The 26,477-nt window shown below is 63.6% G+C and carries 27 protein-coding genes; 17 read left to right on the forward strand and 10 right to left on the reverse strand.

All coding sequences use genetic code 11. The features are described from left to right. The first annotated feature begins 5 nt into the window (after positions 1-5). Positions 6-1,271, forward strand: a complete 1,266-nt coding sequence (locus N5A92_RS05595; RefSeq protein WP_260900905.1) for an ATP-binding protein — start codon at positions 6-8, stop codon at positions 1,269-1,271. Positions 1,272-1,391: 120 nt separating this feature from the next. Then, a complete protein-coding gene (gene phoU / locus N5A92_RS05600; protein ID WP_260900906.1) occupies positions 1,392-2,114 on the forward strand; it encodes a phosphate signaling complex protein PhoU in 723 nt (240 codons plus the stop codon). A 42-nt stretch (positions 2,115-2,156) separates the two neighbouring features. Here phoU and N5A92_RS05605 read toward each other — a convergent pair whose 3' ends face one another. Together N5A92_RS05605 and N5A92_RS05610 are read right to left on the reverse strand one after the other, a co-directional pair. Continuing rightward, the gene (locus N5A92_RS05605) at positions 2,157-2,837 is read right to left on the reverse strand and encodes a dual specificity protein phosphatase family protein (protein ID WP_260900907.1); all 681 of its coding nucleotides are present in this window, start codon (positions 2,835-2,837) and stop codon (positions 2,157-2,159) included. Between the two features lie 304 nt (positions 2,838-3,141). Beyond that, positions 3,142-3,654 (reverse strand): GcrA family cell cycle regulator, encoded by a 513-nt coding sequence (locus N5A92_RS05610; protein ID WP_260900908.1) that lies wholly within the window; start codon positions 3,652-3,654, stop codon positions 3,142-3,144. Between the two features lie 385 nt (positions 3,655-4,039). Here N5A92_RS05610 and N5A92_RS05615 point away from each other — a divergent pair, with 385 nt between their 5' ends. The 3 genes from N5A92_RS05615 to N5A92_RS05625 are packed head-to-tail and all read left to right on the forward strand — an operon-like array spanning position 4,040 to position 7,142. Next, complete coding sequence (locus N5A92_RS05615) at positions 4,040-5,233, forward strand: aspartate aminotransferase family protein (protein ID WP_260900909.1); 1,194 nt, start codon at positions 4,040-4,042, stop codon at positions 5,231-5,233. A 14-nt stretch (positions 5,234-5,247) separates the two neighbouring features. Beyond that, positions 5,248-6,162 (forward strand): ornithine carbamoyltransferase, encoded by a 915-nt coding sequence (argF, locus tag N5A92_RS05620; RefSeq protein WP_260900910.1) that lies wholly within the window; start codon positions 5,248-5,250, stop codon positions 6,160-6,162. Beyond that, a complete protein-coding gene (locus tag N5A92_RS05625) occupies positions 6,159-7,142 on the forward strand; it encodes an Hsp33 family molecular chaperone (protein ID WP_260900911.1) in 984 nt (327 codons plus the stop codon). Before argF ends, N5A92_RS05625 begins: the two co-directional genes overlap by 4 nt. A gap of 13 nt (positions 7,143-7,155) precedes the next feature. Here the strand turns inward: N5A92_RS05625 and N5A92_RS05630 are convergent, their stop codons facing one another. After that, on the reverse strand, positions 7,156-8,178 hold the full coding sequence (locus tag N5A92_RS05630) for a sugar-binding transcriptional regulator (RefSeq protein WP_425248530.1): 1,023 nt from the start codon (positions 8,176-8,178) through the stop codon (positions 7,156-7,158). 121 nt (positions 8,179-8,299) lie between these two features. On the opposite strand from N5A92_RS05630, the gene N5A92_RS05635 reads away from it, so the two are divergent. Continuing rightward, positions 8,300-9,100: a hypothetical protein gene (locus N5A92_RS05635; protein ID WP_260900912.1), complete on the forward strand. Its 801-nt coding sequence runs from the start codon at positions 8,300-8,302 to the stop codon at positions 9,098-9,100. A gap of 210 nt (positions 9,101-9,310) precedes the next feature. Here the strand turns inward: N5A92_RS05635 and ptsP are convergent, their stop codons facing one another. From ptsP to N5A92_RS05660, 5 genes are read right to left on the reverse strand one after another with little or no spacing between them, the layout of a single operon-like run. Further along, positions 9,311-11,269 carry a phosphoenolpyruvate--protein phosphotransferase gene (gene ptsP, locus N5A92_RS05640; RefSeq protein ID WP_260900914.1) on the reverse strand — a complete coding sequence of 653 codons (1,959 nt, stop codon included), beginning with the start codon at positions 11,267-11,269 and terminating at the stop codon, positions 9,311-9,313. 30 nt (positions 11,270-11,299) lie between these two features. Continuing rightward, the gene (locus N5A92_RS05645) at positions 11,300-11,683 is read right to left on the reverse strand and encodes a PTS glucitol/sorbitol transporter subunit IIA (RefSeq protein ID WP_260900915.1); all 384 of its coding nucleotides are present in this window, start codon (positions 11,681-11,683) and stop codon (positions 11,300-11,302) included. Between the two features lie 23 nt (positions 11,684-11,706). Beyond that, entirely contained in the window at positions 11,707-12,729 is a 1,023-nt protein-coding gene (gene srlE / locus N5A92_RS05650) for a PTS glucitol/sorbitol transporter subunit IIB (RefSeq protein WP_260900916.1), read from the reverse strand. Between the two features lie 16 nt (positions 12,730-12,745). Then, entirely contained in the window at positions 12,746-13,504 is a 759-nt protein-coding gene (srlA, locus tag N5A92_RS05655; protein WP_260900917.1) for a PTS glucitol/sorbitol transporter subunit IIC, read from the reverse strand. A gap of 43 nt (positions 13,505-13,547) precedes the next feature. Next, entirely contained in the window at positions 13,548-13,988 is a 441-nt protein-coding gene (locus N5A92_RS05660; RefSeq protein WP_260900918.1) for a transcriptional regulator GutM, read from the reverse strand. Positions 13,989-14,142: 154 nt separating this feature from the next. Between N5A92_RS05660 and N5A92_RS05665 the strand changes: the two genes are divergently transcribed. From N5A92_RS05665 to N5A92_RS05675, 3 genes are all read left to right on the forward strand, one after another. Next, positions 14,143-14,790: a hypothetical protein gene (locus N5A92_RS05665; protein ID WP_260900919.1), complete on the forward strand. Its 648-nt coding sequence runs from the start codon at positions 14,143-14,145 to the stop codon at positions 14,788-14,790. Between the two features lie 86 nt (positions 14,791-14,876). Beyond that, complete coding sequence (locus N5A92_RS05670; RefSeq protein ID WP_260900920.1) at positions 14,877-16,547, forward strand: Na/Pi cotransporter family protein; 1,671 nt, start codon at positions 14,877-14,879, stop codon at positions 16,545-16,547. Between the two features lie 51 nt (positions 16,548-16,598). Continuing rightward, on the forward strand, positions 16,599-17,510 hold the full coding sequence (locus N5A92_RS05675; RefSeq protein WP_260900921.1) for an SMP-30/gluconolactonase/LRE family protein: 912 nt from the start codon (positions 16,599-16,601) through the stop codon (positions 17,508-17,510). A gap of 18 nt (positions 17,511-17,528) precedes the next feature. On the opposite strand, the gene N5A92_RS05680 is transcribed toward N5A92_RS05675, so the two are convergent. After that, positions 17,529-18,047: an A24 family peptidase gene (locus N5A92_RS05680; RefSeq protein WP_260900923.1), complete on the reverse strand. Its 519-nt coding sequence runs from the start codon at positions 18,045-18,047 to the stop codon at positions 17,529-17,531. A gap of 165 nt (positions 18,048-18,212) precedes the next feature. Further along, entirely contained in the window at positions 18,213-18,398 is a 186-nt protein-coding gene (locus N5A92_RS05685; protein ID WP_260900924.1) for a Flp family type IVb pilin, read from the reverse strand. A gap of 292 nt (positions 18,399-18,690) precedes the next feature. Here N5A92_RS05685 and N5A92_RS05690 point away from each other — a divergent pair, with 292 nt between their 5' ends. The 8 genes from N5A92_RS05690 to dnaA all read left to right on the forward strand — a co-directional run bounded on the left by N5A92_RS05690 (position 18,691) and on the right by dnaA (position 26,347). Continuing rightward, entirely contained in the window at positions 18,691-19,122 is a 432-nt protein-coding gene (locus tag N5A92_RS05690) for a pilus assembly protein N-terminal domain-containing protein (protein WP_260900925.1), read from the forward strand. 129 nt (positions 19,123-19,251) lie between these two features. Next, entirely contained in the window at positions 19,252-19,797 is a 546-nt protein-coding gene (locus N5A92_RS05695) for a TadE/TadG family type IV pilus assembly protein (RefSeq protein WP_260900926.1), read from the forward strand. Continuing rightward, entirely contained in the window at positions 19,773-20,444 is a 672-nt protein-coding gene (locus N5A92_RS05700; protein WP_260900927.1) for a TadE/TadG family type IV pilus assembly protein, read from the forward strand. The genes N5A92_RS05695 and N5A92_RS05700 overlap by 25 nt, the downstream gene beginning before the upstream one ends. An 87-nt stretch (positions 20,445-20,531) precedes the next feature. Next, positions 20,532-21,764 (forward strand): phosphopentomutase, encoded by a 1,233-nt coding sequence (locus N5A92_RS05705; protein ID WP_260900928.1) that lies wholly within the window; start codon positions 20,532-20,534, stop codon positions 21,762-21,764. Further along, positions 21,757-22,650 (forward strand): bifunctional DNA-formamidopyrimidine glycosylase/DNA-(apurinic or apyrimidinic site) lyase, encoded by an 894-nt coding sequence (gene mutM, locus N5A92_RS05710; RefSeq protein WP_260900929.1) that lies wholly within the window; start codon positions 21,757-21,759, stop codon positions 22,648-22,650. The genes N5A92_RS05705 and mutM overlap by 8 nt, the downstream gene beginning before the upstream one ends. Positions 22,651-22,791: 141 nt before the next feature. After that, positions 22,792-23,565: an enoyl-CoA hydratase gene (locus N5A92_RS05715; protein WP_260900930.1), complete on the forward strand. Its 774-nt coding sequence runs from the start codon at positions 22,792-22,794 to the stop codon at positions 23,563-23,565. A 153-nt stretch (positions 23,566-23,718) separates the two neighbouring features. Continuing rightward, positions 23,719-23,985 carry a 30S ribosomal protein S20 gene (rpsT, locus tag N5A92_RS05720; protein WP_260900931.1) on the forward strand — a complete coding sequence of 89 codons (267 nt, stop codon included), beginning with the start codon at positions 23,719-23,721 and terminating at the stop codon, positions 23,983-23,985. 832 nt (positions 23,986-24,817) lie between these two features. After that, positions 24,818-26,347 (forward strand): chromosomal replication initiator protein DnaA, encoded by a 1,530-nt coding sequence (dnaA, locus tag N5A92_RS05725; RefSeq protein ID WP_260900932.1) that lies wholly within the window; start codon positions 24,818-24,820, stop codon positions 26,345-26,347. Positions 26,348-26,477 lie beyond the last annotated feature (130 nt).

Here is a 26,477-nt window from a genome sequence, read left to right on the forward strand (position 1 = left end):
CATGCATGGAAGGTGATGAAAACGGTTCGTCTCCCGAATGGCTGAAGGCGGCGAAGAGGCGCCTGGGCCGCAACTGGCCTGTACTCGCTGCCGCTTCAGCGGCGTTTCTTGCCCTCGATCTCCACCTGGGCGGCGGTGGGCTAGCTGCTGCTGGTGCCGTCGCCTTCGTGCTTGCCGTGGCGATGCTGTTTCCCGGCGGGGGCGGTGAGCGTGTTGCCATGCAGAGAAGCGAAGGTCTCGCCCCCAATATAGACACGCTTCCGGCCATACACCTCGCCGAGGCCGTCCAGGATCCGCTCTATATCTTCAACCGTGGCGGCGAGGTCGTCTATGCCAACGCGGCAGCTGCGGTAGCCTTCGGTCCCATCGCCCCGGGCGCTTCGTTGCAGCTCAAATTCCGCGCGCCGGAGATGCACGATTTTATCGCCCGCGTGCTTGCCGACGGTGAGCCGTCAGCAACCGACTATGCCGAGCGTGTGCCAATCGAGCGCGTCTACCGCGTTTCAGCCATGCCTATTGGAGAGGGAACAGGGCTTTTCGTGCTTTTGTTCAAGGACCAGAGCGAGGCGCGCCGCATCGACCGCATGCGCGCCGACTTCATCGCCAACGCCAGCCATGAGCTGCGCACACCGCTCGCTTCCGTCGCCGGCTTCATCGAGACGTTGCGCGGGCCAGCCCGCGACGACCCGAAGGCGCGCGAGAATTTCCTGCAGATCATGCAGAACCAAACCGCCCGCATGGCGCGGCTGATCGACGACCTCCTATCCCTCTCCCGCCTGGAAATACGACCTTACGTGACGCCGAGCGACAAGGTCGATTTGCGCCTGCTGCTCGAAGGCGTCGGGGATTCGCTGGCTCATCTTGCAAGTGAATCCGGTGTTGCCATTGAATTTGAGCTGCCGGAGACACCGCTGGAAGTAGCGGGCGACCGCGACGAACTGGTGCAGGTGTTCGAGAACCTGGTGGAGAACGCCTGCAAATATGGAAGCTCCGGCGGCCGCGTGGTCGTTTCGGCTGAATATGCCGGGCCCGGGGGTGAGAAGACCGTCACCGTAACGGATTTTGGCCCGGGGATCGCCGAGGAGCACATCCCGCGCATCACCGAGCGCTTCTACCGCGTCGACGTGGAGACGAGCCGTGCACAGAAGGGCACGGGCCTCGGCCTGTCGATCGTCAAGCACATCCTCACCCGCCACGGCGCGCGCCTGTCGATCAGGTCACGGGTAGGCGAAGGCTCGTCCTTCACGGTCCATTTCCCGCCGCGACCTTAAAGCGCTGCCCGTCCGTTCGGACGGCACTGGCAATCCTCATGCACAGGCCTATCTTTTTCCCGTCATCTGCGTAGCCTACGAAAGACTATAGGTGATTTGCGTCAGCGGAACGGTAACACCATGCAAAGCCAGCACATCATGCGTTCGTTCGATGAGGAACTGCGCCTCCTGACCAACCAGATCGGCGGGATGGGCGGCTATGCCGAACGCATGGTGGAGCAGGCGGTCGCGGCGCTGGTGAGCGGCGACGCCGCACTTGCCAAGAAGGTGATCGAGGACGACGCCTTCCTGGACGAGAAGGAGCGCGAGATTGGCGAGAAGGCTGTCATCATCATCGCCAAGCGCCAGCCGATGGCGGGGGACCTGCGCGAGATCGTCGGCGCCATACGCATTTCCGGCGACCTGGAGCGTATCGGCGATTTGGGCAAGAACATCGCCAAGCGCGTCGCCGCGGTGACGGAGGCTCGCCAGCCGACACGGCTCTTCCGTGGCTTGTCGGCTTTATCCGACCTGGCGCTTACCCAGCTCAAGGAGGTGCTCGACGCCTACGCTTCCCACTCGGCCGACAAGATCAGCTTCGTGCGCGACCGCGATGAAGAGATCGACGCCATGTACACCTCGCTCTTCCGCGAGCTTTTGACGTACATGATGGAAGACCCGCGGAACATCACCGCCTGCACCCACCTCGTTTTTTGCGCCAAGAACATCGAGCGTATCGGCGACCACGCCACGAACATCGCCGAGACTGTCTATCACATCGTCACCGGCACCGTGCTGCCGCCCGAGCGGCCGAAGGAAGACAAGAGCCATAAGATAGTAGCGCCGACGCAGCAGGAAGATTGACGGGCGACGGCGCTTGTCCGCGATACACCGAGGCGGGACCGCCTATCTGACGGCAGGCTCGAGATCCTGCCGGCCGGCGGGAAGGCTCATTGGAAGCGCGCTGTCTTTCCGCTGCTCTTCTTGCGACGTCGCCGGTCCGGCCTCCCTGGAAGAAGATGTGTCGGGCGCGAGCAGTTTTCCAAGTGCAGCCCAGCTTCTGTCCATGGCGTAAGTTGGCGAAAGATAGGGAATCCCCACATGACCATAGAAGACGGAAAGCTGCTTTCCGGCCCTCACCCGGCTGATGCCTGCCACGGCGAACATATAGAGGGCGGAGATCAGGCCGCTGCGGTCCGCCCCGGCTTTGCAGTGGATCAGGATCGGCTTTTCCGCCTCCTTCAGTAAGTTGATCAGCTTGGCCGCCCGCTCAAAGGTGAGTTCCCTGTCGGCCGACATGGGAAAGTCGCGGTGGGCGATGCCAAGCTTCCTTGCCGTGGCGACCTCGCTCACGAACCAGGGTTCGTCATCATCGTGGCCGCGCAGGTTCACGATCGTCTTGATGCCATGGAGATCATGATAGCGCTCCAGCCGCTCCGGCGTCGGCGTGGCCGAACGATAGAGTTCACCCGGTATGACGGTATGGAAATTCCCGTAGAGGTGCAGAGCAAGAAGATATGTCCCGGCAACAGCAGCGCAAGCAAGTATTGCGAGGCCGATGCGCCGCACAAAAAGCATTGATAACATCAAATAGTTCCATAAAATGTTTTGTTATTTCGCAATATGATCCAGGTTATTCGATATACGATGGGTAAATTTTCTACAATAATCGTAATCTATGCTTAAGTAAGGAGGCAAAAATAAGGTGGACATGCGCCTGTGAACCGCATGTCCTTCTCTGGATAAGGATAGTTGTCTTCCGATGGACAGGTACACAGAGTGGGGCGCTCATCGCGGGAATGCCGTCAGACGGTGGCCGGTAAAAACGGCGAGCAAAAAAAGAGGCGGCTTGTGCCGCCTCAGAATATCCCCACCTCGCGGTCTTCCCGCCCTATCTGTTGCGGCGGCGCTCCGAGGCCGGCTGGTAGGCGAGCTTGGAGTGATAGGTGCAGTAGGGGCTGCTTTCCCCTGCGTTATTGCCGCAGAAGCTGAAATCCTCCGAGAGCGGATCGCCATTCGGCCACTTGCAGGTGTGCTCGGTAAGCTGCACCAGCTTCAGGTTGCGGGAGATCGGCACTACGACATTCTCGACCGGGCGCAGCCGCTGGTAAGCGACCGCGTCCTCCTCGAACTGCACCTTGAGCGCGGTGGCGCCCACGGAAGCGGTGATCGGGCGGGAGCTGCGTTGCCGCCGCGCACCTCCACTACCGCCTGAGGCCGTGCTCTTCTTCTGCCGCGCCGGAGATGCGGCGGCGCGGCCGCGGCTGGAAAGCTTCAGCCGATGCACCTTGCCGATGACAGCGTTGCGGCTGACGCCGCCCAGCTGCGCGGCGATCTGGCTCGCGCTCAGGCCCTCGGCCCAAAGCTTCTTCAGCATCTCGACGCGCTCGTCTGTCCAGTTCATCAGGACACGCTCCTGTGCAAGCGTGCGGAATCCGGGTGGGCTTCCATCCAGCACAAAGCCGGAGGGACACCACATCTACTCGGGTATGATGATCGCCGCACGAAATGTAGTCGTTACAGGGGCAAACTACATTATCGGTTGACTCCGTGGCAAGAGTCCGGCAGGCGCCGCGAATCTGTTTTTGCGGTTTTCCCCAACTTGGACGAATCCCGCGCCTGAGGCAGTGCCTGCGCTCATGTCGGGAATTGCCGCCCCGCGTTGACTTCGCGCCGGAAAACCCTGATAAAAGCCCGCGTGCCGCCCCTCGGGCGGCATTTTGGTTTCATCGGCTTGCCGGCGGCATTTTCCCGTGCCGCGCACCACAGGCCCTCCGGAGAAAGTATTCATGAGCGGTTCGGCGCTTTACGATACGTATGCTCGCCTTCCCCTCGCCTTCGAGCGCGGTGAAGGCTCGTGGCTGATGACCGCCGACGGCACGCGCTATCTCGACTTCGCCGCCGGCATCGCCGTCAATTCGCTGGGGCATGCGCACCCGCATCTGGTGGCAGCGCTCGTCGGCCAGGCGGGCCGTCTCTGGCACATCTCCAATCTCTACGAAGTCCCCGGCCAGCGCCGGCTCGGCGAACGGCTGGCGGAAGCCAGCTTCGCCGACAAGGTGTTCTTCACCAATTCCGGTGCAGAGGCGCTGGAATGCGCCATCAAAACGGCCAGACGCTACCATTTCGTCAACGGCGAGGAAAACCGCGTCCGCATCATCACCTTCGAGGGCGCCTTCCACGGACGCACGCTCGCCACCATCGCCGCCGGCGGACAGAAGAAGTACCTGGAAGGGTTCGGCCCGCCGGTCGAGGGCTTCGACCAGGTGCCCTTTGGCGACATGGAGGCGGTGGAGAAGGCGATCAGACCGGAGACCGCCGCTATTCTCGTTGAGCCGGTGCAGGGCGAGGGCGGCATCCGCCGGCTTTCCCTGGCCGCCATGCGCAAGCTGCGCGAGCTATGCGACAAGCACGGGCTGCTTCTCGTCCTCGACGAGGTGCAGAGCGGCGTCGGCCGCACCGGAAGATTCCTGGCGCACGAATGGTCGGGCGTGAAACCGGATATCGCAGCCGTCGCCAAGGGCATCGGTGGCGGTTTTCCCATGGGCGCCTGTCTGGCCACAGAGGAAGCAGCCAAGGGGATGACGCCCGGAGTTCACGGCACCACCTTCGGCGGCAATCCGCTCGCCATGGCGGTTGGCAATGCGGTGCTCGACATCGTGCTGGAGGAAGGGTTCCTGGAGGACGTGGCGCGCAAGGGCCTGCTCCTGAAGCAGGGCCTCGCCGCCATCGCCGACGCGTTCCCCGAGATCGTCGAGGAAATCCGCGGCGAGGGCCTGATGCTGGGCATACGCTGCAAGGTTCCCAATGCTGTCGTCCAGAAGGCGATGCGGGAGGAGAAGCTTCTATGCGCGCCCGCAGGCGAGAACGTGCTGCGCCTGCTTCCCCCGCTCAACGTCAGCGACGAGGAAATACAGAATGCACTGGAGCGCATCCGCGCCGCCATGGAGGCGGTGACGGCCGCCGCGCCTGCTGACGGCTGAGTGAAGGAAGGCCCATGACGAGCCCACGCCATTTCATCGACATTTCCGCCGTCTCCGCCGGCGATCTGCGCTTCATGCTCGACGACGCGCGCTCGCGCAAGGAGAGGCTGAAGGCGGGCGAGCGCGAGAAGCCTTTCGCCGGCAAGGTGCTGGCAATGATCTTTGACAAGCCATCGACGCGCACGCGCGTTTCCTTCGATGTTGGGATGCGCCAGCTTGGCGGCGAGACCATCATGCTGACGGGCGCGGAGATGCAGCTTGGCCGCAGCGAGACGATCGCCGATACAGCCAAGGTGCTGTCTCGCTATGTCGACGCAATCATGATCCGCACCACCAGCCACGACCGGCTTCTGGAGCTGGCGGAGAATGCCGCGGTGCCGGTCATCAACGGGCTCACCGACGACACGCACCCCTGCCAGATCATGGCTGATATCATGACTTTCGAGGAGCATCGCGGCAGCGTGAAGGACCGGCTCTTCGCCTGGACCGGCGACGGCAACAACGTGCTGCACTCCATGCTCGAAGCCTCCGCCCGTTTCGGATTCCGGCTAAATGTCGCCGTCCCTGCGGGCAGCGAGCCGGAACCGCACTATATAGAGTGGGCCAAGGCCAACGGCGGCCGCGTCGCGATCATCCATTCGGCCGAGGAGGCGGTGCGGGATGCCGACTGCGTGGTCACCGACACCTGGGTCTCGATGGGCCAGGAGCATCGCGCCCGCGGCCACAACGTGTTTCAACCCTATCAGGTGAACGAAGAACTGATGCGTCACGCCAAAGACAATGCCCTGTTCATGCACTGCCTGCCGGCGCACCGCGGCGAGGAGGTGACGGATGCCGTCATCGACGGACCGCACTCGGTGGTCTTCGACGAGGCGGAAAACCGCCTTCATGCGCAGAAAGCGGTTCTCGCCTGGTGCCTCAATCCGTGAGCGAACAGACGATCAGGCTGGGAGAGTTCGGCTTCGCCGGCGACGACTACGTCGTGCCTTTCGACGTGGAGGCGCTGGACGTACGCGGCCGCGCCGTCCAGGTCGGCCCCATGCTCGACCAGATCCTCGCGCGGCATGACTATCCCGAGCCGGTAGCGCGTCTGCTCGCCGAGGTGATCGTACTCACCGTGCTCCTCGGCAGTTCGCTCAAGTTCGACGGCAAGTTCATCGTCCAGACACGAACGGACGGGCCGGTCGACATGCTGGTGGCCGATTTTACCACCCCCGGCTCCGTACGCGCCTATGCGCGCTTCGATCAGGAGCGCCTGGACGAGGCCGTCGCCCAGGGGGAGGCTTCGCCCGAAGCGCTGCTTGGCGTCGGCGTGCTGGCGCTCACCATTGACCAGGGCGAGCATACCCAGCGCTATCAGGGCGTCGTCGAGCTCAACGGCTCTACGCTGGAGGACGTCGCGCGGACCTATTTCCGCCAGTCGGAGCAGATCCCCACCGAGGTGCGGCTCGGCGTCGCCCGCATCGTGGTGCCGGGCGACAGCGGCGGGGAGCGCTGGCGCGCCGGCGGCCTGCTCCTGCAGTTTCTGCCCGCCGCGCCCGAGCGCAGCCGCATGGCCGACCTGCCGGGCGGCGACGGCGATGAGGACGACAACAGCAACGGCCATCCGGAAGACAACGCCTGGCAGGAAGCGCTCGCGCTTGTTGAGACAGTGGAGCCGGACGAACTGCTCGACCCCTCCGTCGGTACTGAGCGCCTGCTTTACCGCCTGTTCCATGAGCAGGGCGTGCGCGTCTACGAGGGCGTAGGCGTGAAGGAGGAATGTTCGTGCTCGCGCGACAAGATCAAAGCGATCCTCGACGGATTCACCGCCGAGGAGATCGAGGAGAGCACGGAAGACGGCATCATCCGCGTCAGCTGCGAGTTCTGCTCTAAGGAATATACCTTCGATCCGGAGGACTTCGGGTAAGGCGAGGCCCGTTCTAGCCCTCAGCCTCAAGCAGCCGGCGGGCTGAGAACTCGTCGGTGATCAGGACATGCGGCTCGATCACCGCCAGAGCGCCGAACAGCGCCTCGGTCTTATCGGCACCGCCCGAGGTGAGAATCCGCCGCTTGCCGTGGCGAATCTCGTCAAGGCCGACAGACATGACGAGATCGTTGAGCGGATGGTCGACGATCCGGCCTTTGCGGTCGATGAAGTGAAAGAGGATGTCGCCCACTGCGCCGGCGGCCTTCAGCGAATCAAGTTGTTCCTCACTCAGGAAGCCCACCTGATGCGTCGTTGTGGTGGCGGCGGCCAGGCCACCGACGCTCAAGACCACCATGTCCAGTGCGCTGGACATCTCGAAGATATCCTTCAGGCCGCAGCGCTCGATCAGAGCCTGCCGCGTCTCAGCGCTGTCGACAAGCGCCGGCGCCGGGATGAGATAGGCATTGCCGCGAAAGGCCTGGGCGAACTGCCAGGCAAACTCGGCCGGATTGAACCGACGTGCATGGATGATGCCGCCCAGAAGCGAGATAACCTGCAGGTCATCGAGCTGGCGCCCGGTGAGGAAGGGGAGGCAGTTCAGGAGTGTGCGGCCCCAGCCGACGCCGACCCTCAGGCCGGACTCGACGGCCTCGGAGAGATACCGGCCCGTGGCCGCGCCGATGGCGGGGGTGACGTCGGCCTCGGGTCCGGAGGCCGGCGCGACGATGGCGCGCTCCAGGCCGAAGTGCTTTTCCAGGCGGCGCTCAAGCGCGACGATCTCGACCAGCTCGCCCTCGATGGCGATCTTCACCTCGTTGCGCAGCCTGGCCTCGGCAAGCATGCGCACGACCGTGACACGGCCGACGCCGAGCACATCGGCGATGTCGCTCTGGGTCATCTGTTCGATGTAGTACATCCAAGCGGCGCGCAGGCGGGCGCGGTCGGAGCGTGACGGTGCGGCAAGTCGGTCGCCCGTCATCTCGGCGGCCGCTGATTTCCTGGCCTTGCCGCCGCCTCTGCTCTGCCGTCCTGCCAACGAAATCTCCCTTGACGTGTCGCCGGCGGCCGGTTCCTTCTTCGCAACGGCACCGATCCCCGCTAAATTGTTTTGCGAAGTCTGTTTTCGGTATGCCCTTCGATGGATAGCAACAAGAGCCATGGTTGAGAACCCCGACGAAAAAGGGAGCGCACCCCTCGGTGGCCTGAGCGAGGAACTGGCAAGCGCGGTCAGGGACCGCGTGCGCGACGCGCGCCATGTGGTGCGCCGGCTTGCCTCCGGTAGCGCGAGAGATGTTGCCGTCAGCCGTCAGTCCTTGACGGCCGGCCCGCGGGAGTTGCTGCGCGAGGTGGCGCGAATCTCCGATACTGCCCTTACCCAGGCTGAGACGATCGCCGTCTCCTTTGCGCCGCCGCCCTTGCGGCCGCACCGGGAGGAAAGCGGCCTGCTCGACCCGCGGCTTCATTTCGCGCCCGGCGGTCTGCGCGGCGCCGCACTGTTCAAGCGGGATATGTACCGGCTTACTAAAGGCATTCTAGCTGCTCTCGGCCTTGCCGACCCGCTGATACATGAATCGCGCCTGGGCGACGCGCGTCATGCGCTGGAACGCGGCAGCGCCAGGCTTGTGGCGGCGGCGCGCAACGGCGACGAGCAGGCCGCCTGCCAACTTGCCGCGCGCCTGGCCCTGGAACTGGCGCGGCGCGAGCCCGTCATCCTTGCGCTCACCGGCGGCCCGAGCCGCCGTAAGGCCGAGATCGTCGATTTCAGCTATGCGATCATTGGCCTGGCGGTCGCCGTGGCGTGGACGAATGCGGGGGCGAGCGCGCAGGCAGAACTGATCGACGGCACCGTCACGGCAGCGTTAGCGCGGCAGGAGGAGCTGGAAAGCGCGATGGCCGCCGAGGATGCGGAGGAGCGGTTGGCGGCTGTTTACGCGAAGCTTGCGCCGCATCTGCCGTAGTAGGGCTATTGCTTGTGAATTGAGCTATGTTCGGCTTTGCCGGACCCCCACCATCAATCCCTCCCCTCAAGGGGGAGGGAAGCTCGGTCAAGCCCGCCATCGTCCCCTCCCCCTTGAGGGGAGGGGTTAGGTGGGGGGTCAGTCGCAAACCACATGCGATTGCCCTGCCCGCCGTAAGACTTGCAGCGCATCAGGATCATCAGCCCCGCCTCACCCCTTGGCGGCGTACTCTGCTACCGCCTTCTTGGCCGCTAGCACCGAAGCGGGGCTCATGCTGAGTTCGCTGATCCCCATCTTCAGAAACCGCGGGATGAGCACGGTATCCGCCGCCGCCTCACCGCAGATGCCCACCATGATACCCGCCTCGACGCCCGCCTTGGTGGTCAACTCGATTGCCCGCATCACCGCCGGGTTCGATACGTTTCCGAGCCCGGCCACCGACATGTTGAGCCGATCGGCGGCCATGATGTACTGGGTGAGGTCATTGGTGCCGATGGAGAAGAAGGCGGATTCTGCAGCCAGCTCGGGGGCGATCAACACGGCGGCCGGCGTCTCGATCATCACGCCGAGGGCGAAGCGGCGGAAGGCCTTGCCCTCTCGCTCGAGTTCGGCTTCGCAGGCTTCGATGAGGGTGCGCGTGCGGCGTAACTCGTCAAGGGTCGACACCATGGGCAGCATCACCTTGAGGTTGCCTTCGCGGTTGGCCCTCAGGAGCGCGCGTAGCTGCGGCTTGAAGATCGCCGGGCGGTCTAGGCACATGCGGATGCCGCGCCAGCCGAGGAACGGGTTTTCCTCGTCAGGGAAATCGATGCCGGTCACCGGTTTGTCGCCGCCGATGTCGAGCGTGCGCACGATCACGTCTTCCGGCGCGAATGCGGTGGCAAGCGCTGCGTAGGTTTCGTACTGCTCCTCCTCGGAGGGGAGCATGGGGTGGGCCATGAACATGAGTTCGGTGCGGAAGAGCCCTACGCCCATGGCGCCGGCGGCGCGGGCGTTGTCAATCTCGGAGAGAGCGCCGAGATTGGCGGCGATGGTGATCGCCCGGCCATCGGCCAAAACCAGCTTGTGATCGACATAGGCGGTAAGCGCTTTTCTCTCCTCCTCCTGGCGGGCGATGCGGGCGGTGAGGTCGCGTTCGAGTGTCTCGTCGGGGTCGGCAAAGGCGAGGCCGTGGCCGCCGTCGAGGGCGGCCCACCCTGCGGTGCGGAAGACCTCGATGGTGGAACCGAGCCCCATGACGGCAGGAATGCCGTGATTGCGGGCGATGATGGCGACATGGGAAGTGGCGCCGCCGTGCCCACACAGGATGCCGGCGATGCGGCTGAGCGGCGCGCGCGCTAACTCGAAGGCACCGATGTCCTCGGCCACCAGGATCGCCCCGTCCGGCACTCCGGAAAGATCCACGTCCTCCTTCTCCGTCAGCGCTAGGCAGATCTGGCGCGTCACCGCGTGGAGGTCCTCGGCGCGGGCCTTCATGTAGGGATCGTCCAGACCCTCGAACTCCACTGCGAGAGCCTCTCCCGCCGCAAGCGTGGCCGAGACGGCGTCTAGCCCGCGGCCGATGGTCTCCTCGGCGCGGGCGATCAGATCCTCGTCGTTGGCGAGCTCGATCAGCGCCTTGACGATCTCGGCATCGGCCGATCCGGGAGCAGCAGCGGCAATTATGGTTTCCATGCGTCCGGTGACAGCGGCGACGGCCTTCCGGAGCCGGGCCTTCTCGGCCTCCCGCTCGGCAGGCGGAATGTCTGTGTCGGCCGGTTCGAGCGTCGGCGGGAAATAGGGGAAGACGGGGCCGAGTGCCACGCCTGCGCTGGCGGCGGCGCCCTTATATCCGCCCGGCTGATGCGACGCCTCTCCGGCCACTGCAGTGCCTTCGGTGGACGGCTGTTGTTGTTCGGGCTCGTCGCCCAGCCCGGCCTGCGGGTTTTCGAGATAAGCCAAGAGCATGCCCATTGCCTCGTTCTCGTCGGGACCGCAGACCTTGAGCGTCACCTCGTCGCCTTCCTTGACCGTCAGGAGCATCAGCTTGACCGAGCTCTTGGCGCTAACGGTCTTGCCGCCCTTGGCGATCTCGACATCCGACTGAAAGGCCTTGGCGAGCTTCACGAAGCGGGCTGCCGGGCGGGCGTGCAGCCCTTCCTTCACTCTGACGATTGCCGAGCGCTCCATGATCCGTTTCCTACAGGCGGTCGGCCGGCTTCAGCCGGCGCTTTCTATGATGATGTCGGTGCCCGATTTGAGCTGCGCGGCGAGATCCGCACCGTCGATCGGGTCGGCGCAGATCTCGCCCGGGCGGTCGGCCTGGGAGGCGCCGTTGAAGCTGAATACGACGTGGCCCATGTCGGTCACCTTGGCCCAGGCCGTCTCACCGACGGCCGTCACGCTGGCGGCAAGGTCACCGATGCGGATGGTCGAGCCGACGGCGGGCGGGGGACCGGCCGGCCCCTCCGCAGCGTGGAGAACCGATACTTCGGCAAGCTCGGGCGGCGCGCCATCGGCGAACAGGATGAGGACGCCGCCCTCGGCGAGGTCCGCCACTTCGGGCCCGATACTTGTCAACCGGGTCTTGTAATGGATCGTCATGAAGGACCTCTTCTTCCTCACACCTACAGAACGAACAGGCTGACCACCCAGGCGATGAGCACCGAGACCGGGCCCATGAACTGGCGGCTGACCAGCACCGCCGGCACGCCGATCTCGATGGTCTTCGGCTTGGCCTCGCCGAGCGCCAGCCCCACCGGCACGAAGTCGCAGCCGACCTGCGTGTTGTAGGCGAAGAGCGCCGGCAGTGCCATGGCCGGGGCGATGGTGCCGTTGGCGATCTGCGGGCCGATGATGGCGACGCCGATCACCTGGGCGATGACCGCGCCCGGACCCAGTATGGGCGACAGGAACGGCAGGCCGCAGATGGCCGAGATAATCAGGAGGCCGACGATGTTGTTGGCAAGCGGCCCCATGGGCTGAGCGAGCAGATCGCCGATGCCCGTGTAGAGGATGAGGCCGATCAGCATGGTCACGAAGGCCATGAAGGGCAGAACGTTGCGCACCACCTGGTCGATGGTCCTGCGGCCGGCATTAAAGAAGATGCCGACGACGCGGCCCATCACGCGGCCAATCGAGCTGATAAGGCCGATGAGGCCGCCCCCTCCCTCTTCGGCCACTTCGGGTGCTGCCGAGGGGGTGGAGAAGTTAGCCGCGGACTTGGCCGCCGTGCCGCCGGTGGCACCCGTGGTGACTGCCTCGGCCGCATCCGCCGGCGCCATGTCGCCGGGCGTGACGCCGGAGACATAGATATCCTCGGTGATGAACTGGGCGAGCGGGCCAGCCTGGCCGACCGGCATCACGTTGATGGTGGGAATGCGCTTGCGCGGATAGACGCCACAGCGCGCCGTGCCCCCGCAGTCGACAATCACCGCTGCGAGCTCGCCCTCGACGGGCGGCGTACGGAAGCCGTCGACTACCTCGGCACCGGTCAGCTCGGCGAGACGATGGGCGACGGGATGGATCTTGCCGCCGGTGATCGAGACGATCTTGCTGCGCTCGATGGTCGGCTTGATGACCAGCGGTCCGCCCCAGCCACCGGCGCCCTTGGAGACTTTTACGGCCGTGAATTCCTTGACTGTAACCATTGTTTCCTCCCCACCCCTAGAGCTCAACGCCCTGCCGGCGCGCCATGATCGCCGTGATGCGCTCCGTCAGGATGCCCTTGAGCAGGATGACGAGGAGACCGACGATGGCATACCAGATGGCGACCGTGATGTGATAGCCGGTGGGCACGGCGCCGTTGCGCTCCAGTTCCAGAAGCGCAACGAGGATGCCGCCCCAGACGAAGTATTCGCCCGGATTAACGTGCGGGAACAGGCCGAGCGGCGGGTGCACATAGGAGACGGCCGCATCGTAGAAGGCCGGCTTGTGCTTCTCCTCCAGGAACGTGCCGAAGGTGTAGGCCATCGGGTTGGTGAGGAAGAAGACGGCGATCACCGGTAGCACCGTGTAGCGCGTCAGCGCCACGCGGCCGGCCCACTGGGCGGCGCCGTGCACGCGCTTCTCGCCGATCAGCTCGGTGAGTGCATAGAAGGCAGTCATCAGCACCACCAGGGTGGGGATGATACCGGTTACGAAGCCGGCGAATACTTCGCCGCCTTTCTGGAAGATGCCGATGAAGTAGCGTCCGGCGGCGGATAGCCAGCCGACCTGTTCCTCCTGCTCGACTTCCTGCAGCCGCTCGCGGAATTCTTCGACCGAAATGCCGTTGTCCGCCTGAGCCAGAACGATCAGGTCGCTGCCGCCGTGATCGACGGCCTGTCTGCCGTGCATGACGGCTTCCGATACGAGGCCGCCGGCATGCGACAGGCTTGCAGTGGCCAGGTCGGCATGTTGCGACAACATAGATAGAATGGACATGTCACCTCCCATTTTCTCGCGGCACATCCGCCCGCGACGCTTGCTAAGCCCGTTTTTCCGCTGTTCTCAGCACAGCCGTCGTGGCCTCCTCGCCCGCTCCCCGTGCCCTGTCTATCTGCTCAATAGCGCGTGCCGTTGCCACGGCGACGCCGGTCTCGGCCCGGCCGAGCGGACCAGAGGCATCCCGCAGCGCGTCGAGCGGGAGCCCTTCATACTCCGGCACCCGCGCGAACTTCGCGAAGACGGACCGGCCGCTCATCTGCAGGAACCGCTCGACGCGCAGTGCCTCGTCCACCACGACGAGCACGATGACGCCCTTGCCGAGCCGGCCCTTGGCATTGCCGGCGCCGATATAGCCCTCCGAATACTTGTTGGAGATGCCTTTCATCACGTCGGTGTAATGGCGCATCTGCAGCCACACGCCGAAGGACTGCAGGGCCCAGACCGCCGCCAGGGCAAGAATTGCCCACTGCCATATTGCCATAGAGAACCTCCCCAGGCTGCACGCCGCGCGGGCGCCTTCCTCCGTTTGCTACAAGAACATCTGTTTTCTGAGTTGTCAATATGTATAAAAGCGGCCAGAATTTGGTCCGCAAAGAGTGTGCCTGCGCTGGCGCCGGCGATGCAAGGAGGGCATAATGGACATCATGTTTCACGACGCGTTGGCTTCACTTCCCGATTTGCGCCATCGGCTGCGGCAATGGCGGTGGTTCCGCGTCGCCTTCCGCAAGAACGCCGAGCAGGTGCGTTCCGCCTTCGGCATCCGCTACGAGATCGACGACGTCAAGCTGGCGCGCGCCTTCTTCAATTGGCTGGAAGCGTTGGAGCGCGCGCGGCCGTATGCCGGGGTCGCCCGCTCCGATGTGATCGTTTTCGGCGCCGGTGCCGTCCTTTGCGAGCTTCTGCGCGAGCACCCCGCCCAGTACATCGCCGACAGCGGGCGCAAGGACGTGCCCGAGGAGCTGAGGGAGACGGCCGAGATCGCGCATTTCTGGCCCGTGGGATTTCTCTATACGAGCTTCTGCATCTCCGGCATCATGACCATCCATGAGCAGGAGTTCGGGAAGGCGAAGCCTCTGGCGGCTTGCGTCGACGAAATCCGCTTCTGGTGGTCGTTCAAGGAGAACGTCGCCGACATGCCGGCCATGGCCATCCCGTTCCTCGACCGTATTGTCGGGCAGGAGCCGAACTGGATGATGCCGGCGGCGGTAGCCGACCGCCTCGCCATCCGCGGTGCGTTGCAGAGTGGCGGCGGGGGCAGCGGTGCTATCGCCGGAACCCATTGATCGTCCACCGCATTCACTGAAGCACGGGCGGCCGCTTCACGCTGCAAGGAGCCGGATATGCATGCCATGAGAAACGGGAAGGCGCGATGAGCGGCACGCTTGTGATCGCGCATCTTGCCGGCGCGGTGGCGCTGCTCCTGTGGGCAACACGGATGGTGCGCACCGGCGTTACCCGCGCCTATGGCGACGTTCTGCGGCAGAAGCTGCGGCGCGCACTGAAGAACCCGCTGATCGCCGTCCTGGCCGGCACGAGCATGGCCGTTGCCTTGCAAAGCTCGACTGCCGTCAGCCTTCTCGTCGGCTCGTTCGTCGGCTCCGGCATCGTCGGCGGGACGGCTGGCCTTTCGGCCGTGCTCGGCGCCGATCTCGGCTCAGCCTTCGTCGTGCGGATCCTGAGCTTCGATCTCGGTCTCCTGATCCCGGTCTGCCTGTTCGCAGGCACCACCATTTTTCTCGCCACCGAGCGGCGGACGTGGCGCCAGTTCGGGCGCATCCTCGTGGGGCTGGGGCTTCTCCTCCTGTCTCTGCAGATGATCGGCGAGGCATCGGAGCCGCTGCGCGAAAGCACGATCCTGCCGGTCATCACCGGCTATCTCGCCCAAGATCCCGGCATAGCCTTCCTCATCGCAGCGATCGTTACCTGGCTCTTCCATTCGAGCGTCGCCGCGGTGCTGCTGATCGCGGCACTTGCCGCGCGGGGCGTTATACCCGCCGAACTGGCGATCGTTCTAGTGCTCGGTGCCAATCTCGGGGCCGGAATGATCGCCATGGCGCTTTCGAAGACGATGCCGGCGGCCGCGCGCGCCGTGCCGGCGGGCAATTTGATGCTGCGCGGCCTGTTTGCCCTCGGTGCCGTACTTGCCTTCGTCACGCTGGCCCCCTCACCCGCGCTCCTTGGCGCCGATCCGGCCGCGCAGGCGATCCACGCCCATATCGCATTCAACCTGATGGTGGTCGTTCTCGGCCTCCCCTTGGCACCCCTTGTCCATCGCGCTGCCGAAGCGATCCTCCTGCGGAGCGGAGCTCCTGCACATGGCACCGCGGAAGTCCCCTTTGAGACCGAGGTCAGCGCCTTGGACCCCGACGCGCTGCAAAGGCCGGCGGAGGCGCTCGCTAACGCGACGCGGGCGGTGGTGCGGCTGTGCGAGACGGTGGAGGTGATGCTGGTGCGCATCATCGACCTTTACGAGAACTACAGCCAAGAGGGCGCGGAGGCGCTGGCCGCACTCGACGACCAGATCGACCGGCGCCATGCGGCCATCAAGCTGTATCTGGCGGAGATGGCAGCGAGCACCTTGAGCGACAAAGAGGCCCGGCGCGTGCAGGAACTGCTCGGCGCCTCCATAAAGCTCGAACAGGCCGGCGACATCATCGTGCGCAACATGCTCGTCCACGTGCGCAAAAAGCACGACCGGGAACTGGCGTTCACGCCCGAGGGCTGGCGCGAGGTCTCGGACTTCCACGCCGCCGTTCTGGCTAATGCTCGGCTGGCCTTCAACGTGCTGGTATCGCGGGACAAGCAGACGGCGCGCCAACTTGTGCTGGAGAAGGACCGGCTGCGCGAGCGCGAAAAGGAAACGAACGAGCACCATTTCGAGCGGCTGCGCCAACGGCAGATCGATAGCATCGAGAGCAGCGCCTTGCATCTCGACACGATCCGCGACCTCAAGCAGATCAACTCGCTCCTCACCTCGAGCGCCTATCCGGTGCTGGAGGAAAAAGGCATGCTGCGCGCCTCGCGCCTGGACGCGGCTTGAAAGTGGCGAGTGCGGGGCCGGGGCGACCAGATAATCCGAGATAGGCGAAGAATGACAAAAACAATCAACCCGGACGTGGAATGCGTCGGCGAGGCGAAAGCCGTGCTTGGCGAAAGTGCATGCTGGTCGGCGGAGGACGAGGCGCTTCTGTGGGTGGATATCCTCGGCCGTAAGGTGCTGCGCACCGATACCGGCAGTGGGCGCACGGACGAATGGGCGTTTCCCGAGCAGACGGGTTTCGTGCAGCCGGCGGATGACGGCACATGGCTGGTCGGCCAGGAGAACGGCATGCTGCGCCTCGATCCGGAGACGGGTGCGCGAGTGAATTTCCTCGCACTCGAGGCGGACAATCCGGCCACGCGGACGAACGATGCCGGCTGCGACCGCCAAGGCCGGCTTCTGGTCGGCACCATGCATCTGCCGGAGATCAGTTTCGAACCGGTCGGCACGCTCTACCGCATCGCCGGGCGGGGAGCGGCGGAAATGATCGATACCGGCCTCTATGTGCCCAACGGCATCGCCGTCAGCCCGGATGGCGGCACGGTCTACTGGGCCGACACCTATCGCACACGGCGGCAGGTGTGGCGGGCACACTATGATGTCGCCAGCGGCGCAGTGGGCGAAAAGCAGCCCTTCGTGCAGCTCGACGAGACACTCGGCCGGCCCGATGGGGCGGCGGTGGATGCCGCCGGCTGCTACTGGGTGGCCGCCGCGTCAGGATGGCAGCTCCTGCGCTACACGCCTTCGGGCGAACTCGACCTGATCGTCCGCCTCCCCGTGCAGCGGCCGTCGAAGCCTGCCTTCGGCGGGGCGAATTTCAGCACGATCTTCATCACGACGATCAGCGAGGGGCTGGGCGAGGACGCGCCGCGAACGCAGCCGCTGGCGGGGCGCTTGCTGGCGATTGATGTTGGCATCCAGGGGCTGCCGCCGGTGCGCTTCCGACTGGCTGGCGGCGAATAGCGGCGGGCCGCGCGGTAGTTAACCCGCCAGGTGGGTGATGGCCCACTGCATCAGCGGCGTTTCTCCATAGGTCAGAAGCCCGCCAACGCCGAGCGCGACGCCGTAGGGGATGCCGGCCTTCTCGTCGGCGAAATGGCGCAGAAGCACGTTGTTGCCGGCCAGCACGGAGAGGCTGGACTTGCGGAAGATCAGGAGGGCGATGGTGAGGACGCCGCCGGCGAGGGCGGAGATCACTAGATAGTCCACCAGCCCGAGGCTGAAGCCGAACCACACGGCGGTGGCGGCCAGAAGCTTGGCATCGCCCCCGCCCATGCCGCCGATGGCGAAAAGCGCGAAGGTGACGGCCAGCACCGCTGCGCCTGCGGCGAAATGCATGCCGATCTCGGGCCATGCCATGCCGGTGAACGGCGCCAGCGCGGCAAAGGCAGCGATGAGCAGGATGGAGACGCGGTTGGCGATGGTCATCGACACCATGTCGGACACCGCGGCGAAAGCCATGCAGAACGGGAAGATGACGAAAATCGCTGCTACAAGCATTAGACAACACGCCGTATTGAACCAGGGCAGCGTAAAAGGGGTGGTCTTAATTATTGGTGAAGTGTTCGAAAGTTCATAAGGTTGCAGTTTTCAACGAGTCTTCGGTAAAAACAGAAACGTCGCCCGCAGATGATGCAGGCGACGCCCCTAAATTTGAGCGGTTAATTATTCCGCCGGATTCTGCGCCTTCTCCATCTCATCGCTGACCTTTCCAAAGGTCTCGCTGATTTCGGTACCCAACGTGCCGGCGGCGGCGATAATGCCGATGGCGATGAGCGCCGCGATCAGGCCATACTCGATGGCGGTTGCGCCGGACTCGTCCTTCAGGAAACGTGCGAATAGCTTGGACATGAGAACTCCTTAAGCTCCAGGTTAACAGCACTTCCGCCGGCGTTTTTCCCCCGCCGATCAGAATGCTGGGAACTTAGTCGGCAGCCCTTTCGATGCCTTTAATAAACAGTCTTACCGAAACCTTTCAGATGCTGCGTTCTTCCCCTGGTTAATCACGACTTAAATAACATAGAGTTTTTTACTTAGCATTTTCGTCGAAAAGCTTTTCGCCATCGAGGCAATTCTTTTTAACCGTTAGTTCACCAATACCATTCATATTTCAGGGTGGATGGCGATACGGGGTAAAGGGCAGATGACGGGGACGAGACTCTTAGGATTGAAAGCAGCATTTGTCACAACGCTTCTGGCGGGGGCGTTCGTGCTGCCTGCGGCAGCGCTTGCCGAGGCGGGCATCAACGTGGTGATGAACCAGGCCAAGGTGGTCAAGCTGACGCGCGCGGCCGACACCATCGTCATCGGCAACCCGGAGATCGCCGATGCCGCCGTGCAGGATTCCAAGACCATCGTGCTTACCGGCAGAGGATTCGGCGTGACCAACCTGGTGATCTTCGACGCCGACGGCCAGCCGATCGTCGACGAACAGATCGTCGTGTCGCGGCAGGCGGCGAATTCCGTGCGCATCTACCGCCGTGCCGAGGTGCAGACGCTTTCCTGCACGCCCTACTGCGAGGGTGCTTACAAGACCGACGCCGAGAGCGCCTCGGAAAGGGAAATGAGCCAATAGGCTCAAGGGCTGGCGGAGTTTGACATCCGGTTAATACCGGACTGCCAATTTTAACGTGCCGGAAAACGGGAATGCAACTGCCTTGAGCTATGTTCCCGGCATTCGCTCTCCAGTGGGTGGGGTTCGGGCATGGAAGGTCTGAAGGCGACAACTAAAACGGGCGGGCGGGTGACACCAGCCAAGCTGCTGCGTCGATTCTGCAAGGACAGAAGAGGCTCCACCGCCATCGAGTTCGCCATTCTGGCGCTCCCGTTCTTCGTTGTTCTTTTCGCCATTCTGGAAATGTGCGTCAGCTTTGCCGCGCAGCAGGTTATCACCAACGCGACAGACGAGATCGGGCGCAAGTATCGCACCGGCGAGCTCAAGCCCGCCGACATCAATCAGCAAGAGCTTCGAGCAATGCTGTGCGAGCGCATTAGCGTTATCGTGTCCAACGACTGTCCCGGCTTAAATTTCGATCTGCAATCGTTCGAAACATTCCAGTCTATTTCTGATGAACTTAAACGCAATCCAATCCCCAGTACCTACAAATACCTTCCTGGAGAAGCGCTTACGAAGAACATGCTGCGCGTTTTTTATGAATGGCCGGTGATGACTAATATCATGGCTGCCCGCGCTGGCGACACAGCTTTGCTTTTCGCGACAACCACATGGCAGAACGAGCCGTTCAATTAAAAGAGGGCATCGCGGGGGCGATCATGAATATTCACGCCAGACAAGGAACGCTCTGCACCGCGTGGCGCACCTTCCAGCGCTTCATCGCCGCAAAGCGAGGCGCTGCCGCGCTAGAGTTCGCGCTTATAGCGCCCCTCATGTTCGCCTTCTACTTCCTAACGATGGAATTTTCCCAAGGCATCGACGCCAACAGGAAGCTGGGCCGCGTGGCCATTGTCGTCGGCGATCTCGTCAGCCAGTCATCCACTGTGGCAAAAGATGAGCTGGGCGCAATCATGGATATCGGAGAGGCAGTCCTCCAGCCCTATGCCCGCAGCGAGCCGAACATATCCGTTGTCGCGATCCAGATTTCCGACGATGAGACGCCGAAGGTTGAGGTGGTATGGTCGTGGCGCTTGAAAAATGGTAGTTATGGCCGCGTCTATCCGCCGGGCACCGAAATCAAGGACGTTCCGAAGGATCTGATAAGTGCTGACGCCTTTCTCATCCGTGCGGGCGCGGAGCTGAGCTATAAGCCGGTCATCACCTGGACCGATACGGCAAAGAAGACACTTGGCTTGATGGCTGCGTTCGACAGCATCGAGATGGGTGAAAGCTATTATCTGCGGCCGCGCGTGACGCGAAAGATTTCTTGCAGCGATTGCTGACGCGGAAAGCGCTGCGCGTCATTCACAGGTTCCGATTGCCACGGCACACCGGCCCTCTTATGTCTGGACTCCAATCCGGAGTCCGCCATGGCACGTGCTTTCCTCTTCGTTCTCGATTCCTTTGGCATCGGCCATGCAACGGATGCGGAACGATTCGGCGACGCGGGCGCCGACACCTACGGCCATATCGAAGCTGCCGCCGCCAGGAGCGAGGCGGACCGCGCGGGCCTCAGGCAGGGGCCACTCAGCCTGCCCAACATGCGCGGCCTCGGGCTGGACCATGCGGCGGCCCTCGCCGCCGGCCGCGACCGGGCGCCCGGGCATGTTCCTACCGGCTTTTTCGGCGCGGCGGACGAAAAGTCCAGCGGCAAAGATACGCCGTCGGGTCATTGGGAGATGGCCGGCGTGCCGGTGCCCTTCGAGTGGGGGTATTTCCCTGAAACCGTCCCCACCTTCCCGGCTGAACTGACGGACCGCCTGATCGCCGAGGCGGATACTCCCGGCATTCTCGGCAACTGCCATGCCTCGGGCACCGAGATCATCGCCCGGCTGGGTGAGGAGCATATCCGGACTGGGAGACCGATCTGCTACACCTCGGCCGACTCTGTCTTCCAGATCGCCGCCCATGAGAGCCATTTCGGGCTGTCCCGCCTCTATGCCCTGTGCGAGACGGCACGCCGTCTTGTCGACGAATACAATATCGGCCGCGTCATCGCCCGGCCGTTCGTGGGCGAGAATGCCGGCACCTTCGAGCGCACGGCAAACCGGCGCGACTACGCCGTGCCGCCACCCGAGCCCACACTGCTCGACCGGGTGATCGCCGGCGGGGGGCATGTGCTGGCTGTCGGCAAGATCGGCGACATCTTCGCCCACCAGGGCGTCTCGGAGGTGCGCAAGGCGGCGGGCAACATGGCGCTGTTCGACGCCACACTGGATGCCATGGAAGAAGCGGAGGAGGGCGATCTCGTCTTCACCAACTTCGTCGATTTTGACACGCTCTATGGCCACCGGCGCGACGTGGCAGGCTATGCCGCCGCGCTGGAAGCCTTCGATCGCCGTCTGCCGGAGGCGCTGGCGCGGCTCAGGCAGGGAGACGTGCTCATTCTCACAGCCGACCACGGCTGCGACCCCACCTGGACAGGCACGGACCACACGCGCGAGCGCATTCCGATTATCGGCACTGGGCCGGGCCTCGACACGGGGTCCATCGGTCTCAGAAGCACCTATGCCGATATCGGCGAGACGATCGCCGCGCATCTGGGGCTGGCGCCCGGCCGCCACGGCAAGGCGCTCCTACCGGCGCAGAGCGCCGATGCCTGAACTGCCCGAGGTCGAGACCGTCCGTCGCGGCCTGCAGCCGGCGATGGAGGGCGCGCGTGTTTTGACCGTCGAGCAGCGGCGGCCAGATCTGCGCTTTCCCTTTCCAGCCGGTTTCGCCGGGCGGTTGAAAGACCGCACCGTGACCGCGCTCGGCCGGCGCGCGAAGTATCTCCTGATGCACCTGGAGGACGACAGTGTTCTCATCTGCCATCTCGGCATGTCCGGCTCCTTCCGCGTCGAGGCAGGGGAGGACGAGGCGCTGCCCGGCGCCTTCCACCACACACGTTCGAAAGACGGAAAGCACGACCATGTGATCTTCCATCTGAGCGGGGAAACGGGCCCGCCCCTCCGTGTCATCTACAATGATCCCCGCCGCTTCGGGTTTATGCTGCTTACCAAGGCTGAAGATCTCGATGCCCATCCCCTGCTTGCCGGGCTCGGTGTGGAGCCGACGGGGAACGCGCTGGACGGCAGGCTGCTCGCCCGGCTTCTCGCCGGCAGGCGAGCGCCGCTCAAGGCCGCGCTCATGGACCAGCGCGTCGTCGCCGGCCTCGGCAACATCTATGCCTGCGAGGCGCTGTGGCGGGCGAAGCTTTCGCCGCGCCGTACGGCCGCCACTCTGGCGGCGCGCGACGGCGGCGAAACGGCGCGCAGCGCACGCCTTGCCGAGGCGATCCGCACGGTCATTGCGGACGCCATCGCCGCCGGCGGCTCCTCGCTGCGCGACTATATGCAGACCGACGGTACGCTCGGGTACTTCCAGCACACGTTCAGCGTCTACGACCGCGAGGGAGTGCCTTGCCGCACGGCCGGATGCGAGGGTACGGTGCAGCGCATCGTGCAGGGTGGACGCTCCACTTTCTATTGCCCGGCCTGCCAGCGGTAGGCTATCTGCAACGCCGGATCGGATCGTCGTTTCACAGAACCGATGGCCCGATCCAACCCTTTGCCTGTAGCAACTTCGGACGGAAAGCGGGCTTCCACTTTTCCTGGAATTGCTCTGAAACAATGCGAGAGGACGATCTTCATGGCTTATGAGACCATCCTGGTAGAGACGCGGGGGCGCGTGGGCCTGATCACGCTCAATCGGCCCAAGGCGCTGAACGCGCTCAATTCGCAGGTACTGGAGGAAGTAGTCGCTGCGGCCGAAGCCTTCGACGCGAACGCCAGGATCGGCGCCATCGTCCTTACCGGCTCGCAGAAGGCTTTCGCTGCCGGCGCCGACATCAAGGAAATGCAGGCCAAGTCCTATGTCGAGGCCTATATGGAGGACTTTTTCTCCGGCTGGGAGCACTTCACGCGCGTGCGCAAGCCGGTGATCGCGGCGGTGGCCGGCTATGCGCTGGGCGGCGGCTGCGAACTGGCCATGATGTGCGACTTCATCATCGCTGCCGACAATGCCAAGTTCGGGCAACCTGAGATCACACTGGGCGTCATGCCCGGCATGGGCGGCTCGCAACGGCTGACGCGCTTCGTCGGCAAGTCCAAGGCCATGGAGATGTGTCTGACCGGGCGCATGATGGAGGCCGAAGAAGCGGAGCGCTGCGGCCTTGTCTCGCGAGTGGTGCCTGCGGGCGAACTGATCGAGGAGGCGCTGGAGGTGGCCGGCAAGATCGCCGAGTTCTCCCTGCCCGCCGTGATGATGACCAAGGAAGCGGTCAACCGCGCCTACGAGACGACGCTCGCCGAGGGGCTGCGCTTCGAAAGACGGGTATTCCATTCCATGTTCGCCCTCGACGATCAGAAGGAAGGCATGGCCGCCTTTACCGAAAAGCGCTCGGCGCAGTTCAGGAACCGCTGAGAAGGCACCCACAGGCCGTTGACGCATCCGGCAAGCTGCACTATAAGCCGCCCAACTGAGGCGGCCCGTCGGCTGCCCTTTTAGTTTGTGCGCCTCAAGAGCCTGCCAGACAGGTGGCCTTGCGGCAGCGACAGTTGAAACGAGAGAGGACAGATGGCCAACACCACTTCGGCCAAGAAGGCGGTGCGCAAGATCGCCCGCCGCACCGCCGTAAACAAGAGCCGCCGCTCGCGCGTCCGGGGTTTCATCCGCAAGGTTGAAGAGGCGCTGGCCGCCGGCGACAAGGAAGCCGCGCAGAATGCGCTCAAAGCGGCCCAGCCGGAGTTGATGCGCGCCGCCTCCAAGGGGGTGGTACACAAGAACACCGCGTCACGGAAAGTTTCACGGCTATCCCAACGCGTGAAAACACTGGGCGCCTGAAGCCCCCTCCAGCGTCTTTGAGAACCCGGTCTTTGACCGGGTTTTTCTTTGCCGACCAATGGGTTGGCTGGCCGTGCGAGAAGTGCTCGCCGGGGGTTCGATTTTTTGTTTGCCGGCGCTGTTTCTTGAGGGCTAGGAAAACTGTCATACGGGGCCCGCGTGCCGATTGGTTTTCAGCGAAAATATCGCTGTATAAACAGCAACTTATAGCCCTTTATCCACAGCCTAAACTTGTCATTGTACGCAGGTACATCATCCACGAATGTCAAGCAGATTTTTTGGTTTTTTTTTTGCTCGCAGCCATGCCCTACGGGCTCCGGAAAAGCTTCTGGAATCAAAATGGCTTAACGATTTTGACTCGGTGACCGAAGACATTTTGGGGTTGTCGACAAGGCCTGATTCGTAAAAAAAGCGTTAGAGGCGCACTTGCCCTTTCCACAAGGATTTCGGTAATGTCAGTCCATCGCAAGGGCAGGCGCAGAGCCTGAAAGATCAAGCCAAAAAGGCGGCATTTGCTGCGTGGAATTTTCCGCGCGCCGGCCTGCTTTTGCCCGCGCAAATTTTGAGGGATCCGGCGGGTTCGTCACCGTTGCAGCGCAGGAGTGCCGGTCTGGCATAAAGCCGGAACGCTATCGCTGTGGCTGCGCGTGACCTCGGGGGAGGCCAAGGGGTCCATTTGGAACAATTTTTGGGAAAGGAGGTGCGGCGAGAGTCGGTGCGGAATGATGAAAGATGACACGGACGGGCGGGGCCGGATCGTGCCAGGTGAGATCATGTCGGCGTGCGATAGACACGCTCGTTTAAAAACAAACAATTTTACAGGGAATCGAGGATGCAAAGCGGCGTTGAGAGGGAAGTTGAGGGAGCTTTGTCTTTTCACAGTTCCGCAACTGAGGGGGAAGAGATGACCGGTGCCGGATCGACCGCTGTGTTCGATCGGGTCAGGGCGCATTTGAAGGCGCGGCTGGGCACCGAGGTCTACTCGAGCTGGTTCGGCCGAATGAAGCTGGCGGAGACTTCCAAGGGTGTTGTCCGCATTTCCGTACCCACGGCTTTTCTGCGTGCCTGGATCAACGGCCATTATCTCGACCTCATCACGGAGCTCTGGCAGGCTGAGGATGCTTCCGTGTTGAAGGTGGAGTTCGTCGTGCGCACGGCGACGCGGGGTACCATCACCCGGACCGAGGCCAAGGCGGTGGCGACACGCAAAGTCTCCCCTCAACCTCAGGGCGCGCCGTCGCCCGGCGCAATCAATGGCAAGCGCCTCGGCGGCGTGAGCACAGGGCGGGCCGAACCTGCCGGACGGCCGAGCATCTTCGGCTCGCCACTCGATGGCCGCTACACCTTCGATTCCTTCATTGAGGGAAAGTCCAACCGCGTCGCCTGCGCAGCCGCTCGCACAGTGGCCGAATCCTCTTCCAGCGCGGTGCGCTTCAACCCGCTTTTCCTACATGCCTCGGTGGGGCTCGGCAAAACCCACCTTCTGCAGGCAATAGCCGCCGCTTCGTTGAAACACCGGCCGCAGTCGCGCGTCGTCTACCTGACGGCAGAATACTTCATGTGGCGCTTTGCCACCGCCATCCGCGACAACAACGCTTTGACGCTAAAGGAACAGCTGCGCGACATCGACCTGCTCATCATCGACGACATGCAGTTCCTGCAGGGCAAGTCGATCCAGAACGAGTTCTGCCATCTTCTGAACATGCTGCTCGACAGCGCCCGCCAAGTGGTGGTTGCCGCCGATAGGCCGGCCGCCGAGCTGGAGTCGCTGGAACCGCGCGTGAAATCGCGCCTCAACGGCGGCGTCTCGCTGGAAATCTCCCCGCCTGATTACGACCTCCGGCTAGCCATGCTCCAGCAGCGGCTCACCGCCGCCAAAGCGGAGGACCATTCGCTCGACATCCCGCAGGAGGTGCTGGAGCATGTGGCGCGCGCCGTCACCGGCAGCGGCCGCGAACTGGAAGGCGCCTTCAATCAGCTCGTCTTCCGCCACTCCTTCGAACCGCAGATCACGATGGAGCGCATCGACGAGATTCTTGGCCCCGTCTGCCGCGTCGGCGAGCCGCGGCGTGTGCGCATCGAGGACATCCAGCGCATCGTCGCCCGCCATTACAACGTGTCGAAGACGGAACTTCTGTCCAACCGGCGCACGCGCACCATCGTCAAGCCGCGCCAGGTGGCCATGTACCTGGCCAAGGTGATGACGCCACGCTCGCTTCCCGAGATCGGCCGTCGCTTCGGTGGACGCGACCACACCACGGTGCTGCACGCGGTGCGCAAGATAGAGGGCCTGTCGGGCAACGACGGTCAGCTGGCGCAGGAGATCGAGCTTCTGAAACGGCTCATCAGCGATCAAGCCTGACGCCCAGAAGTGGGCCAAGTGCCTGCAAAACAGGCGTTATCCCCAAAAAGCCTGCGGAAAACGGTCTCGGCCTTTCCGCGGGCTTGCCTTTCTTGACGATTTCCTGTCAGTTTGCAGCGAATCCGGCTCA

This window comes from Chelativorans salis, from assembly GCF_025336525.1.
GTDB lineage: Bacteria > Pseudomonadota > Alphaproteobacteria > Rhizobiales > Rhizobiaceae > Chelativorans > Chelativorans salis.

Bases quoted from the DNA above. Each gene is read 5' to 3' on its own strand.
- N5A92_RS05665 (WP_260900919.1), top strand. From the start codon at position 14,143: ATGGACATCATGTTTCACGACGCGTTGGCTTCACTTCCCGATTTGCGC.
- N5A92_RS05605 (WP_260900907.1), bottom strand. From the start codon at position 2,837: ATGTTATCAATGCTTTTTGTGCGGCGCATCGGCCTCGCAATACTTGCT.
- N5A92_RS05715 (WP_260900930.1), top strand. From the start codon at position 22,792: ATGGCTTATGAGACCATCCTGGTAGAGACGCGGGGGCGCGTGGGCCTG.
- rpsT (WP_260900931.1), top strand. From the start codon at position 23,719: ATGGCCAACACCACTTCGGCCAAGAAGGCGGTGCGCAAGATCGCCCGC.
- N5A92_RS05705 (WP_260900928.1), top strand. From the start codon at position 20,532: ATGGCACGTGCTTTCCTCTTCGTTCTCGATTCCTTTGGCATCGGCCAT.
- N5A92_RS05685 (WP_260900924.1), bottom strand. From the start codon at position 18,398: ATGTCCAAGCTATTCGCACGTTTCCTGAAGGACGAGTCCGGCGCAACC.
- mutM (WP_260900929.1), top strand. From the start codon at position 21,757: ATGCCTGAACTGCCCGAGGTCGAGACCGTCCGTCGCGGCCTGCAGCCG.
- N5A92_RS05595 (WP_260900905.1), top strand. From the start codon at position 6: ATGGAAGGTGATGAAAACGGTTCGTCTCCCGAATGGCTGAAGGCGGCG.
- N5A92_RS05675 (WP_260900921.1), top strand. From the start codon at position 16,599: ATGACAAAAACAATCAACCCGGACGTGGAATGCGTCGGCGAGGCGAAA.
- srlA (WP_260900917.1), bottom strand. From the start codon at position 13,504: ATGTCCATTCTATCTATGTTGTCGCAACATGCCGACCTGGCCACTGCA.
- N5A92_RS05615 (WP_260900909.1), top strand. From the start codon at position 4,040: ATGAGCGGTTCGGCGCTTTACGATACGTATGCTCGCCTTCCCCTCGCC.
- N5A92_RS05700 (WP_260900927.1), top strand. From the start codon at position 19,773: ATGGCAGAACGAGCCGTTCAATTAAAAGAGGGCATCGCGGGGGCGATC.
- ptsP (WP_260900914.1), bottom strand. From the start codon at position 11,269: ATGGAGCGCTCGGCAATCGTCAGAGTGAAGGAAGGGCTGCACGCCCGC.
- N5A92_RS05635 (WP_260900912.1), top strand. From the start codon at position 8,300: ATGGTTGAGAACCCCGACGAAAAAGGGAGCGCACCCCTCGGTGGCCTG.
- N5A92_RS05690 (WP_260900925.1), top strand. From the start codon at position 18,691: ATGACGGGGACGAGACTCTTAGGATTGAAAGCAGCATTTGTCACAACG.
- N5A92_RS05660 (WP_260900918.1), bottom strand. From the start codon at position 13,988: ATGGCAATATGGCAGTGGGCAATTCTTGCCCTGGCGGCGGTCTGGGCC.
- N5A92_RS05695 (WP_260900926.1), top strand. From the start codon at position 19,252: ATGGAAGGTCTGAAGGCGACAACTAAAACGGGCGGGCGGGTGACACCA.
- N5A92_RS05670 (WP_260900920.1), top strand. From the start codon at position 14,877: ATGAGCGGCACGCTTGTGATCGCGCATCTTGCCGGCGCGGTGGCGCTG.
- dnaA (WP_260900932.1), top strand. From the start codon at position 24,818: ATGCAAAGCGGCGTTGAGAGGGAAGTTGAGGGAGCTTTGTCTTTTCAC.
- argF (WP_260900910.1), top strand. From the start codon at position 5,248: ATGACGAGCCCACGCCATTTCATCGACATTTCCGCCGTCTCCGCCGGC.
- srlE (WP_260900916.1), bottom strand. From the start codon at position 12,729: ATGGTTACAGTCAAGGAATTCACGGCCGTAAAAGTCTCCAAGGGCGCC.
- N5A92_RS05680 (WP_260900923.1), bottom strand. From the start codon at position 18,047: ATGCTTGTAGCAGCGATTTTCGTCATCTTCCCGTTCTGCATGGCTTTC.
- N5A92_RS05610 (WP_260900908.1), bottom strand. From the start codon at position 3,654: ATGAACTGGACAGACGAGCGCGTCGAGATGCTGAAGAAGCTTTGGGCC.
- N5A92_RS05645 (WP_260900915.1), bottom strand. From the start codon at position 11,683: ATGACGATCCATTACAAGACCCGGTTGACAAGTATCGGGCCCGAAGTG.
- phoU (WP_260900906.1), top strand. From the start codon at position 1,392: ATGCAAAGCCAGCACATCATGCGTTCGTTCGATGAGGAACTGCGCCTC.